At 64.4% G+C, this 12,419-nt stretch carries 7 protein-coding genes and 2 rRNA genes; 3 read left to right on the forward strand and 6 right to left on the reverse strand.

Going from position 1 to position 12,419, the window contains the following annotated elements; genetic code table 11:
* Window positions 1-94: 94 nt before the first annotated feature.
* The 3 genes from CACI_RS37560 to CACI_RS37570 all read right to left on the reverse strand — a co-directional run bounded on the left by CACI_RS37560 (window position 95) and on the right by CACI_RS37570 (window position 6,731).
* A 23S ribosomal RNA gene (locus CACI_RS37560) occupies window positions 95-3,228 on the reverse strand.
* Window positions 3,229-3,573: 345 nt separating this feature from the next.
* A 16S ribosomal RNA gene (locus CACI_RS37565) occupies window positions 3,574-5,092 on the reverse strand.
* The 16S and 23S rRNA genes sit together here, the layout of an rRNA operon.
* A 637-nt stretch (window positions 5,093-5,729) precedes the next feature.
* Window positions 5,730-6,731, reverse strand: a complete 1,002-nt coding sequence (locus CACI_RS37570) for a stage II sporulation protein M (protein WP_015796149.1) — start codon at window positions 6,729-6,731, stop codon at window positions 5,730-5,732.
* A 112-nt stretch (window positions 6,732-6,843) separates the two neighbouring features.
* Here CACI_RS37570 and CACI_RS37575 point away from each other — a divergent pair, with 112 nt between their 5' ends.
* The gene (locus CACI_RS37575; RefSeq protein ID WP_015796150.1) at window positions 6,844-7,827 is read left to right on the forward strand and encodes an RDD family protein; all 984 of its coding nucleotides are present in this window, start codon (window positions 6,844-6,846) and stop codon (window positions 7,825-7,827) included.
* Between the two features lie 322 nt (window positions 7,828-8,149).
* Here CACI_RS37575 and ahcY read toward each other — a convergent pair whose 3' ends face one another.
* The 3 genes from ahcY to CACI_RS37585 all read right to left on the reverse strand — a co-directional run bounded on the left by ahcY (window position 8,150) and on the right by CACI_RS37585 (window position 11,243).
* The gene (ahcY, locus tag CACI_RS37580) at window positions 8,150-9,607 is read right to left on the reverse strand and encodes an adenosylhomocysteinase (RefSeq protein WP_015796151.1); all 1,458 of its coding nucleotides are present in this window, start codon (window positions 9,605-9,607) and stop codon (window positions 8,150-8,152) included.
* A gap of 67 nt (window positions 9,608-9,674) precedes the next feature.
* A complete protein-coding gene (locus tag CACI_RS49385) occupies window positions 9,675-9,848 on the reverse strand; it encodes a Trm112 family protein (RefSeq protein WP_015796152.1) in 174 nt (57 codons plus the stop codon).
* Window positions 9,849-9,893: 45 nt separating this feature from the next.
* The gene (locus tag CACI_RS37585; protein ID WP_015796153.1) at window positions 9,894-11,243 is read right to left on the reverse strand and encodes a phosphomannomutase/phosphoglucomutase; all 1,350 of its coding nucleotides are present in this window, start codon (window positions 11,241-11,243) and stop codon (window positions 9,894-9,896) included.
* A 202-nt stretch (window positions 11,244-11,445) separates the two neighbouring features.
* On the opposite strand from CACI_RS37585, the gene CACI_RS37590 reads away from it, so the two are divergent.
* Window positions 11,446-11,838 carry a DUF3499 domain-containing protein gene (locus tag CACI_RS37590; protein ID WP_015796154.1) on the forward strand — a complete coding sequence of 131 codons (393 nt, stop codon included), beginning with the start codon at window positions 11,446-11,448 and terminating at the stop codon, window positions 11,836-11,838.
* A gap of 56 nt (window positions 11,839-11,894) precedes the next feature.
* Window positions 11,895-12,398 (forward strand): metallopeptidase family protein, encoded by a 504-nt coding sequence (locus CACI_RS37595; protein ID WP_015796155.1) that lies wholly within the window; start codon window positions 11,895-11,897, stop codon window positions 12,396-12,398.
* The last annotated feature ends 21 nt before the right edge of the window (window positions 12,399-12,419 follow it).

Here is a 12,419-nt window from a genome sequence, read left to right on the forward strand (position 1 = left end):
CACCCCACACAAGGGGCGATGTCGAGGCCAGTAGGGGTCTCAGATCTAAACAGTGGATGCGAGCAGCAGAGATCGCTGAACAATGATCAGCTTTGTGGTCAAGCCCTCGGCCTATTAGTACCGGTCCGCTCCACACCTCACGATGCTTCCACGCCCGGCCTATCAACCCGGTGGTCTACCGGGAGCCTTACCCCATCAAGTGGGTGGGAGACCTCATCTTGAAGCAGGTTTCCCGCTTAGATGCTTTCAGCGGTTATCCTTCCCGAACGTAGCCAACCAGCCATGCTCTTGGCAGAACAACTGGCACACCAGAGGTCCGTCCATCCCGGTCCTCTCGTACTAGGGACAGCCCTTCTCAAGTCTCCTGCGCGCGCAGCGGATAGGGACCGAACTGTCTCACGACGTTCTAAACCCAGCTCGCGTACCGCTTTAATGGGCGAACAGCCCAACCCTTGGGACCTACTCCAGCCCCAGGATGCGACGAGCCGACATCGAGGTGCCAAACCATCCCGTCGATATGGACTCTTGGGGAAGATCAGCCTGTTATCCCCAGGGTACCTTTTATCCGTTGAGCGACCACGCTTCCACAAGCCATGGCCGGATCACTAGTCCCTGCTTTCGCACCTGCTCGACCTGTCGGTCTCACAGTCAAGCCCCCTTGTGCACTTGCACTCGCCACCTGATTGCCAACCAGGCTGAGGGAACCTTTGGGCGCCTCCGTTACTCTTTAGGAGGCAACCGCCCCAGTTAAACTACCCACCAGACACTGTCCCTGATCCGGATCACGGACCGAGGTTAGACATCCAACACGATCAGAGTGGTATTTCAACGCCGGCTCCACCCGAACTAGCGTCCGGACTTCACAGCCTCCCACCTATCCTACACAAACCGAGTCGAACACCAATATCAAGCTATAGTGAAGGTCCTGGGGTCTTTCCGTCCTGCTGCGCGAAACGAGCATCTTTACTCGTAGTGCAATTTCGCCGGGTCCGTGGTTGAGACAGTCGAGAAGTCGTTACGCCATTCGTGCAGGTCGGAACTTACCCGACAAGGAATTTCGCTACCTTAGGATGGTTATAGTTACCACCGCCGTTTACTGGCGCTTAAGTTCTCAGCTTCGGAATCGCTTCCTAACCGGTCCCCTTAACGTTCCAGCACCGGGCAGGCGTCAGTCCGTATACATCGTCTTGCGACTTCGCACGGACCTGTGTTTTTAGTAAACAGTCGCTTCTCGCTGGTCTCTGCGACTCCCCCCAGCTCACACCGCAAGGGTGTTCACCAAAGAGAGCCCTCCTTCTCCCGAAGTTACGGAGGTATTTTGCCGAGTTCCTTAACCACGGTTCACCCGATCGCCTCGGTATTCTCTACCTGACCACCTGTGTCGGTTTGGGGTACGGGCCGCTTGGTCCTCGCTAGATGCTTTTCTCGGCAGCATAGGATCACCCACTTCGCCCCTACGGGCTCGGCATCAGATCTCAGACTATATGCACGGCGGATTTGCCTACCGTACGTCCTACATCCTTACCCCGGGACAACCACCGCCCGGGTTGGGCTACCTTCCTGCGTCACACCATCGCTTGCCTACTACGGACTCGGGTCACCGGCTCCACCACACCCAACACCCGAAGGTGTCAGGGGGCTTAACGGGTTTAGCATCGTCCGGCTCAACATGGGGCGGACCTTCGCGGGTACGGGAATATCAACCCGTTGTCCATCGACTACGCCTGTCGGCCTCGCCTTAGGTCCCGACTCACCCTGGGCGGATTAGCCTGGCCCAGGAACCCTTGGTCATCCGGCGGCGACGTTTCTCACGTCGCATTCGCTACTCATGCCTGCATTCTCACTCGTGCAGCCTCCACCCCTGGGTCACCCCGGGACTTCACTGGCTGCACGACGCTCCCCTACCCATCCATACGCCTGGCCACCTTACTAGGGCGACGGGCTTCATGTATGAATGACACGGCTTCGGCGGTGTACTTGAGCCCCGCTACATTGTCGGCGCGGAATCACTTGACCAGTGAGCTATTACGCACTCTTTCAAGGGTGGCTGCTTCTAAGCCAACCTCCTGGTTGTCTATGCGACTCCACATCCTTTCCCACTTAGCACACGCTTAGGGGCCTTAGCCGGTGTTCTGGGCTGTTTCCCTCTCGACGACGAAGCTTATCCCCCGCCGTCTCACTGCCGCGCTATCACTTCACCGGCATTCGGAGTTTGGCTGATTTCGGTAAGCTTGTAGGCCCCCTAGACCATCCAGTGCTCTACCTCCGGGAAGAAACACACGACGCTGCACCTAAATGCATTTCGGGGAGAACCAGCTATCACGTGGTTTGATTGGCCTTTCACCCCTAACCACAGGTCATCCCCCAGGTTTTCAACCCTGGTGGGTTCGGGCCTCCACGCGGTCTTACCCGCGCTTCACCCTGCCCATGGCTAGATCACCACGCTTCGGGTCTAGGTCATGCGACTCAAACGCCCTATTCGGACTCGCTTTCGCTACGGCTACCCCACCCGGGTTAACCTCGCCACACAACGCTAACTCGCAGGCTCATTCTTCAAAAGGCACGCGGTCACGACCAGAACCGGATAAATCCGGCCTGGCGGAGCTCCCACGGCTTGTAGGCACACGGTTTCAGGTACTCTTTCACTCCCCTCCCGGGGTACTTTTCACCTTTCCCTCACGGTACTAGTCCGCTATCGGTCACCAGGGAGTATTCAGGCTTAGCGGGTGGTCCCGCCAGATTCACACGGGATTTCTCGGGCCCCGTGCTACTTGGGATACTTCTCCAGAGCCAGCCATGTTTCGTCTACGGGGGTATTACCCACTATGCCGGCGCTTTCGCATCGCCTTCGACTACACAACTGGTTTCTTACTCTGTACCAGACCGGCAGACCTGATAGAAAAGTCCCACGACCCCGCCTGCGCAACCCCTGCCGGGTATCACACGCAAACGGTTTAGCCTCATCCGGTTTCGCTCGCCACTACTCCCGGAATCACTGTTGTTTTCTCTTCCTGACGGTACTGAGATGTTTCACTTCCCGTCGTTCCCTCCACACGCCCTATATATTCAGGCGTGGGTGACCGCACTCACATACGGCCGGGTTCCCCCATTCGGACACCCTCGGATCACAGCTCGTTTGACAGCTCCCCGAGGCCTTTCGCGGTCTACCACGTCCTTCATCGGCTCCTGGTGCCAAGGCATCCACCGTGCGCCCTTAAAAACTTGGCCACAAAGATGCTCGCATCCACTGTTCAGATCTCAAACACCCACCGGCTCACCACCCGACCTTTGATGCGCACCAGCCAGTCTCTTCCACAAAGGAAAAAGACCCGGTATGCGATCGTCGAGCGATCCGGCTCTGAAGAAGACAACGGCCGGCCTCGAAGATTCCGAGAACCGGCTCCGCTGTTTCCTCAGGACCCAACAGTGTGTGACTTCTCTGTGATGTTCCACCCATGAGCGCCGGCACCACCACGAATGGGTGATCAACCGGACTGCTCTGCGAACACCAGCCGTGCGGCACGACGGCCGGCCCACGATGTCGTGGGCGCTGGGGTTCGAGAGGCTCCTTAGAAAGGAGGTGATCCAGCCGCACCTTCCGGTACGGCTACCTTGTTACGACTTCGTCCCAATCGCCGGTCCCACCTTCGACGGCTCCCTCCCACAAGGGGTTAGGCCACCGGCTTCGGGTGTTACCGACTTTCGTGACGTGACGGGCGGTGTGTACAAGGCCCGGGAACGTATTCACCGCAGCGTTGCTGATCTGCGATTACTAGCGACTCCGACTTCACGGGGTCGAGTTGCAGACCCCGATCCGAACTGAGACCGGCTTTTTGGGATTCGCTCCACCTTGCGGTATCGCAGCCCTCTGTACCGGCCATTGTAGCATGTGTGCAGCCCTGGACATAAGGGGCATGATGATTTGACGTCGTCCCCACCTTCCTCCGAGTTGACCCCGGCAGTCTCCCATGAGTCCCCGCCATAACGCGCTGGCAACATGGAACGAGGGTTGCGCTCGTTGCGGGACTTAACCCAACATCTCACGACACGAGCTGACGACAACCATGCACCACCTGTGAACGGCGCAAAAGCACCCCACATCTCTGCAGGTAGACCGAACATGTCAAGCCCAGGTAAGGTTCTTCGCGTTGCATCGAATTAAGCCACATGCTCCGCCGCTTGTGCGGGCCCCCGTCAATTCCTTTGAGTTTTAGCCTTGCGGCCGTACTCCCCAGGCGGGGAACTTAATGCGTTAGCTGCGGCACAGAGCCCGTGGAATGGACCCCACACCTAGTTCCCAACGTTTACGGCGTGGACTACCAGGGTATCTAATCCTGTTCGCTCCCCACGCTTTCGCTTCTCAGTGTCAGTATCGGCCCAGAGACCCGCCTTCGCCACCGGTGTTCCTCCTGATATCTGCGCATTCCACCGCTACACCAGGAATTCCAGTCTCCCCTGCCGAACTCTAGCTCGCCCGTATCGGAAGCAGGCCCGCGGTTAAGCCGCGGGTTTTCACTCCCGACGCAACGAGCCACCTACAAGCTCTTTACGCCCAATAATTCCGGACAACGCTCGCACCCTACGTATTACCGCGGCTGCTGGCACGTAGTTAGCCGGTGCTTCTTCTGCAGGTACAGTCACTTGCGCTTCGTCCCTGCTGAAAGAGGTTTACAACCCGAAGGCCGTCATCCCTCACGCGGCGTCGCTGCATCAGGCTTTCGCCCATTGTGCAATATTCCCCACTGCTGCCTCCCGTAGGAGTCTGGGCCGTGTCTCAGTCCCAGTGTGGCCGGTCGCCCTCTCAGGCCGGCTACCCGTCATCGCCTTGGTAGGCCGTTACCCCACCAACAAGCTGATAGGCCGCGGGTCCATCCTCCACCGAAAAACTTTCCACCCGAGGCGATGCCGCCTCGAGTCGTATCCGGTATTAGCCCCGGTTTCCCGGAGTTATCCCAGAGTGGAGGGCAGGTTACCCACGTGTTACTCACCCGTTCGCCACTGATCCCCGCCCGAAAGCGGTTCACCGTTCGACTTGCATGTGTTAAGCACGCCGCCAGCGTTCGTCCTGAGCCAGGATCAAACTCTCCATTGATGATTATCACCAGCCGACCGGAATAAGGTCGGCAATCGGTGTCAGAAGAGTCACCTGGCAAGTAGACCGACATCCCGACGGGGGTCGGGAGCGTCTACCAACCATGTGTTCAAGACACTCGGACCACCGCTCACATCAATAAAGACGGAGCGCAGGACCGAGGCCGCATGGCATCACAATTCGTCACACACTGTTGAGTTCTCAAGAAACAGACGCCCGAACCACTCGTCCCGGAACTCTCGTTCCGATCGGCTGCGACCCGGCGTTGTCAGGTCTTGCTGTTTTTCTTTTGTTCTTGCTTCGCTTTAGATCTTAGCAGATCCTCTACGTTCTTCGCAATTTCAACTTTCGTTTTGATTGCGATTACCGGTTGGGGATTCTTTATCAAACCCTTGCCCCGGCGGCTTGGTTACTCTAGCATGGTTTCTTTGGGCTCTCGCCCGCCGTTCCTGCTTGACAGCAACCCCTCCAACTTACGCACCCCGAACAGGCGTGTCAACCCGAAGGCCGATGCCGGTTCTTAGAGGGGAACTCCGTAAGTATGGCACACGTCTGAGGCTCCGGACCAATCGATGCTGTGTACCCATCACTCAGAGGGCTGAAACCATCGGTTCGCTGATCGGATGACGCCCGGCGTCTAAGCCCTCGTGGGTACCGCGTCCGCTCTGTCCGCCCTGCTCACGTCACCTGTCTCGCCCCGCAGCGCAGACCGCCGGCCGATGAAGAACACGTATACGAGGAACAACGACTCGGCGGCGAATCCGATGGTCAGACGAACCGGCGCGGACGTGTGCCCCGTCACGAACCCCTCGATCGAGCCGGACACCAGCAGCACGCACGCCAGCCCGAGCGCCATCGTCCCGAGCACCCGTCCCTGCTCCCCCAGTGCCTCGCCCCGGGTACGCGGTCCCGGAGACAGGAGCGTCCACGCGATGCGCATCCCACATCCGCCGGCGACGAAGACCGCGGTGAGTTCCAGCATCCCGTGCGGGGCGACGAGCGACAGGAACGTGCCGAAGCGGCCGTGTGCCGCCATGAAGCCGCCGTCGACGGCCAAGTTCGCCGTGTTCATGTACATGGCGATGAAGGGGAAGACCAGCGTCACGCCCCCGAACAACGCGAGCGCGGACACCCAGGCGTTGTTCACCCACACCTTGAACCCGAACGAGCCCGGGCTGAACTCCGTGTAGTACGTCTCGAACTGACCGCCGGGACGGAAGACCCCGTTCACGAGATCGGGAGAGGCCAGCTCTCCTTGTACTCGCGGATTCGCCGCGATGTACCAGCCCATGAAGAACGCAGCCACCAGTGACACCACCGCAGTGGCGATCCACCAGCGTCGCGCTCTATAGAGCGCGGCGGGGAAGCCATCGGTGAAGAAGTAGAGGATCTCCCTCCACGCCGGAACGCGCGGTCCGGCGATGGCGCCGCGCGCGGTCGCTAGGAGGGATGACAGGTGACCGACCACTACTGCGTCCGGCATAGCGGAGCGCACTACGGACAAGTGCGTGGCGACGTTCTGGTAGAGCGCGACCAGTTCGTCCGCTTCGGCGCCGTCCAGAGCCCGGCTGCGGCTCGACAACTGTGCGAGGCGCGACCACTCCGCGCGGTGCGCCGCCGAGTATGCGTCGATGTCCACGTCGGAAGCCCCGCCTCTATGAGAAGTCTCTGGTGAGAAACTGTGCGCCCACGGTATGAGCGGTCTACGGTTGCCGCAACAACCTCAGCGCCCCGGAGTGGAGACTACGACCTTGAGCGACCTGGTCATCGGCGAGGGCGTGGCCCTGGATCTCCGGCTCGCCAAGCTGCCGAGCCGTGCGCTGGCCCGCCTCCTGGACCTGCTGGTGCAAGCCGGGCTGCTGGGCGTGCTCGCCGCAGTGCTCGGGATCGTCGCCGCGGCCGGGACCGTCGACGACGCGGTGATGGCCGGACTGATGATCGTCATGACGGTCGCGGTGGTGGTCGGATACACGGCCCTGATGGAGACGGTCAGCCGCGGACGCACCCTGGGCAAGATGGCACTCGGGCTGCGCGTGGTACGCACCGACGGCGGGCCCGTGCGCTTCCGGCACGCGTTGGTGCGTGCCCTGACCGGGATCTTCGACCTCTACATCACGGTCGGAGTGCTGGCGGTGGTGACCTCGTTCTGCTCGAAGCAGGGGCGCCGCACCGGAGACTGGCTCGCCGGCACGGTCGTGGTCCGCGACCGGGCGCCGGACGTCGGCGTGAGCCCGATGGGGATGGCGGCGCTGGCGATGCCGTATCCGCTACTCGGCTGGGCCCAGCAGCTGGACCTCTCGGCGCTGCCCGACGACGTGGCCCTGTCGGCGCGCCAGTTCCTGACCCGCATGCACGAGATGCGGCCGGACGTGGCGGCACGCATGGCACACGAGTTGGCGAGCGAGGTCATGCGCTACGTGGTGCTGCCGGCAGCCGGGACACCGCCATGGGCCTACCTGGCGGCGATCACCGCCGAGCGCCGGGTGCGGCAGATGCGGACCGCGGAGGCGGCGCAGAGGGCGGCATGGGAGCAGGCGCAGGCGCAGACTCCCGCCTATGCCGGAGCACCGGCGCCGGCAGCATGGCAGGGCTCTGCGGAAGGCGCGCACCTGCCCGCGATGCCGCAGCACCAGTCGCAGCCACAGTCGCAGCCGCCGGTGCAGGATCGGATCCCGGAGAGTGCGGCGGAGCCTCGGGGCGAGACCGACGGCGATGGGTTCAAGCCGCCGGCCTAGATGCGCCGGATGCACTGGATGCATTGGATGCGCTGGCCATCGCAGCGCTGCACACCACGAACAGCATCTCGGCGCACAGCACCACACCCCACCGCACTGCGCATCGCCCCACCCCGCGCCGCGCTACACCGCTCACCACATCGCATCGCGACGCACAGCATCGCCGCACCGCCCCGCATAGCATCGCGCAGCACCGATCCGCGCCGCATCACATCCCGCTGCATCGCATCGCACAGCACTGCACCGCCCCGCACCGCCCCCAAAAAACGCCGAAGCCGGCCCCGCGCAGCGGGACCGGCCTCGAACGACACCGTCTCAGTTCTCAGTACCGGTAGTGCTCCGGCTTGTACGGGCCCTCGACCTGCACGCCGATGTAGGCGGCCTGCTCGGGGGAGAGCTTCGTCAGGCGGACGCCGAGGGCGTCGAGGTGCAGGCGGGCCACCTTCTCGTCCAGGTGCTTGGGGAGGACGTAGACGCCGATCGGGTAGTCGGCGGTCTTGGTGAAGAGTTCGATCTGGGCGATCACCTGGTTGGTGAAGGAGTTCGACATCACGAAGCTGGGGTGGCCGGTGGCGTTGCCCAGGTTCAGGAGGCGGCCTTCGGACAGGACGATGAGGGTCTTGCCGTCGGGGAACTTCCAGGTGTGGACCTGCGGCTTGACCTCGGTCTTCTGGATGCCGGAGATCTTGGCCAGGCCGGCCATGTCGATCTCGTTGTCGAAGTGGCCGATGTTGCCCACGATCGCCTGGTGCTTCATCTTGGCCATGTCGGCGGCCATGATGATGTCCTTGTTGCCGGTGGCGGTGACGAAGATGTCCGCGCCGGCGACGACGTCCTCGAGCGTGGCCACCTGGAAACCGTCCATCGCCGCCTGCAGGGCGCAGATCGGGTCGACCTCGGTGATGATCACGCGCGCGCCCTGGCCGCGCAGCGACTCCGCGCAGCCCTTGCCGACGTCGCCGTAGCCGCACACGACCGCGACCTTGCCGCCGATCAGCACGTCGGTGGCGCGGTTGATGCCGTCGACCAGGGAGTGGCGGCAGCCGTACTTGTTGTCGAACTTGCTCTTGGTGACCGAGTCGTTGACGTTGATCGCCGGGAAGAGCAGCGAGCCCTCCTTGGCCATCTCGTACAGCCGGTGCACGCCGGTGGTGGTCTCCTCGGTGACGCCCTTGATGCGCTCGCCGATGGCGGTCCAGCGGTTGCCGTCCTCGGCCAGCGAGCGGCGCAGCAGCGCCAGGAAGACCTGGAACTCCTCGCTGTCGGTCGCCGAGTCCTCCGGGACCGAGCCGGCCTTCTCGAACTCCGTGCCCTTGTGGACCAGCATCGTGGCGTCGCCGCCGTCGTCCAGGATCATGTTCGGGCCGGTGTTGCCATCGCCGGTATCCGGCCACTGCAGCATCCGGTCCGTGCACCACCAGTACTCCTCCAGCGTCTCGCCCTTCCAGGCGAAGACCGGGACGCCGGCCGGAGCCTCCGGCGTGCCCGCCCCGACCACGATCGCCGCGGCGGCGTGGTCCTGGGTGGAGAAGATGTTGCAGGAAGCCCAGCGCACCTCGGCACCCAGCGCCGTGAGGGTCTCGATGAGGACCGCGGTCTGCACTGTCATGTGCAGCGAGCCGGAGACGCGGGCACCGCGCAGCGGCTGCGCGTCCGCGTACTCGGCGCGGATCGCCATCAAGCCGGGCATCTCGTGCTCGGCGAGGGTGATCTCCTTGCGGCCGAAATCGGCCAGGGTCAGGTCAGCGACCTTGTAGTCGCTCGGAGTGAGGACGCTCACGGCGTTTCTCCTGTTTCGTCGGCTGACGTTGCGTTTACGAATGTAGCGGTTGGCGGGGCCCCAGGGCTCACGCGGCCTTGGTGGCCTCGTCGATGAGCAGGACCGGGATGCCGTCGCGGACCGGGTACACCAGCGCGCACTCCGAGTTGGTGCACGCCAGCGCCGGAGCGGCTTCGTCTTCGCGCAGCGGGGCGTGGCACTTCGGGCAGGCGAGGATCTCCAGCAGGGAGGGCTCGATCACGGGAGGGCTCCTATCGGATCTGTGGCGGGGTGGTCGGTGGGCGCCTCAGGCGCGGATGACGGCCAGCACCTCGTCGCGCAGCGCGGCGACCGCGTCGGCGTCGGCGGCCTCGATGTTCAGGCGCAGCAGCGGCTCGGTGTTCGACGGCCGCACGTTGAACCACCAGCCCTCGCCGGTGACCGTCAGGCCGTCGAGCTCGTCCACGGTGACCCCGGGACGGCTCCCGAACTCCTCCCGGACCGCCTCGGAACGGCCGGCCTGGTCGGCGACCTCGCTGTTGATCTCGCCGGAGGAGGCGTAGCGCGTGTAGTCCGCCGCCAGCTCCGACAGCGGCAGCTCCTGTTCGCCGAGCGCGGCCAGCACGTGCATCGCGGCCAGCATGCCGGTGTCGGCCTTCCAGAAGTCCTGGAAGTAGTAGTGCGCCGAGTGCTCGCCGCCGAAGACCGCGCCGGTGCTCGCCATCTCCTGCTTGATGAAGGAGTGCCCGACCCGCGTGCGCGCCGGCACGCCGCCGTGCTCGCGCACGATCTCCGGGACCGCGGCCGAGGTGATCAGGTTGTGGATGATCGTCGCGCCCGGGTGCTTGGCCAGTTCGCGGACCGCCACCAGGGCGGTGATCGTGGACGGCGAGACCGGCTCGCCGCGCTCGTCGACCACGAAGCAGCGGTCGGCGTCGCCGTCGAAGGCCAGACCCAGGTCCGCGCCGTGCTCGACGACCGCGCGCTGCAGGTCGACCAGGTTCTTCGGGTCCAGCGGGTTGGCCTCGTGGTTCGGGAAGGTCCCGTCGAGCTCGAAGTAGAGGTCGACGACCTCCAGCGGCAGGCCCTTGAAGACGGTCGGGACCGTATAGCCGCCCATACCGTTGGCCGCGTCGACGACCACCTTGAGCGGACGGATCTTCGACAGGTCCACCAGGTTGTTGAGGTACGCGGCGTAGTCGTCCAGCATCGCGCGCTCGGTGACCGTTCCGGTCTTCTCCGCCGGGGGCAGCGGGGTGCCGTCCAGGATCGCCTGCGCGGCCTGCCGGATCTCCACGAGACCGGACTCCTGGCCGATCGGCGCGGCGCCGGCCTTGCACATCTTGATGCCGTTGTACTTCGCCGGGTTGTGGCTGGCCGTGAACATCGCCCCGGGCATGTCCAGGGCGCCGGAGGCGAAGTAGAGCAGATCGGTGGAGGCCAGCCCGATCTGGACCACGTCCACGCCCCGGGACGCCGCGCCGCGCGCGAACGCCGCGGCCAGGTCCGGCGAGCTGGGCCGCATGTCATGGCCGACCACCACGGTGGGCGCCCCGGCGAACTCGGCGAACGCCGCACCGAGGGCCTCGGTGTCGGTCTCGTCGAGCTGGTCCGGCACCACCCCGCGTACGTCGTATGCCTTGACGATCTGTGACAAGTCGTGCCCAGAAGGATTAGGCGCTGGCACTGGCTCCCGCTTTCAAGTCTGGTCGAACTGCGGCTGCTTGCGACGTCGAGCCTATCTCGGGCAGCCGGTCCCGGTGGTGCGCCGGTCGCGGAGGACCCAGGCGGAGGACCCGAACGAGGACGTAGGGCGTGCCAGTGTTCCATCCGCGCCGGCAAGCGCTAATCTCCACCAAGTGAGCCCAGCCCGCAGATGTTCGCGAACCGCGTGTAGCCGTCCGGCCGTCGCGACGCTCACGTACGTGTACGCGGACTCCACCGCCGTCCTCGGCCCTCTGGCCGCTTATATCGAGCCGCACAGCTACGACCTGTGCGCGGAGCATTCGACCCGGCTGACCGCCCCGCGGGGGTGGGCCGTGCTGCGGTTGACCGAACCGGACCCGGGCCCGGCGCAGCCCTCGTCGGACGATCTCGAGGCGCTGGCCAACGCGGTGCGGGAGGCCGCTCGCGGGCCCCGTGGGGACCGCGGTGGCCGCGGGGAGCGCGGGACCCATGGGGACGACGGGGACGGTGCGGTCCTCTCGCGCGCCCGAGGCCACCTGCGGGCCCTGCCCGATCCCGAGCACTGAACCGGCCGCACGGGCGTCGCCCGAGGTCACGGCGTAGCCGGAACGACACGCCGGGAATGACTGTCGCCGCGGGGCGGATCGGCGGTTACGCTCGACGCGTGCCCATCACTGCCTCGATCAGGTCGGGGGCCGGGCAGGAGCCCCGCCGCCGGAAGCATACGCGTGACCGGCGGGGGCGGGGTCTGCGCGGCCCGCTCGCCCCTCCGCAGGTCCCGCTGGCCTTGACGCGTGCCGAGCAGTTCGACGAGCTGGTCCTGGACGCCGTGGAACGGCTGGAGCGGCGCTGGCCGCGGCTGGCCGAGGTGGAGCTGGCGGTCGAGGAGGTCCCGCCGGCCGACGCCGAGAACTGGAGCGACGAGGCCGTGCCGCTGGGCCGGGTGATCGTCGACCGCCCCAACGAACCGGTGCGGATCGTGGTCTACCGGCGGCCGGTGGAAGCCCGGGCCGCGGGCCGCCCGGAGCTGGCGGACCTGGTCTACGAGGTGGTCGTGGAGCAGGTCGCGGAGCTGCTGGGCATGGAACCCGACGAGGTGGACGAAGGACGGGACGCGGAGGACTGAGGAGTCCGATGCCCGCTTTCT

The organism is Catenulispora acidiphila DSM 44928 (assembly GCF_000024025.1).
GTDB lineage: Bacteria > Actinomycetota > Actinomycetes > Streptomycetales > Catenulisporaceae > Catenulispora > Catenulispora acidiphila.

Bases quoted from the DNA above. Each gene is read 5' to 3' on its own strand.
- CACI_RS37595 (WP_015796155.1), top strand. From the start codon at position 11,895: ATGACTGTCGCCGCGGGGCGGATCGGCGGTTACGCTCGACGCGTGCCC.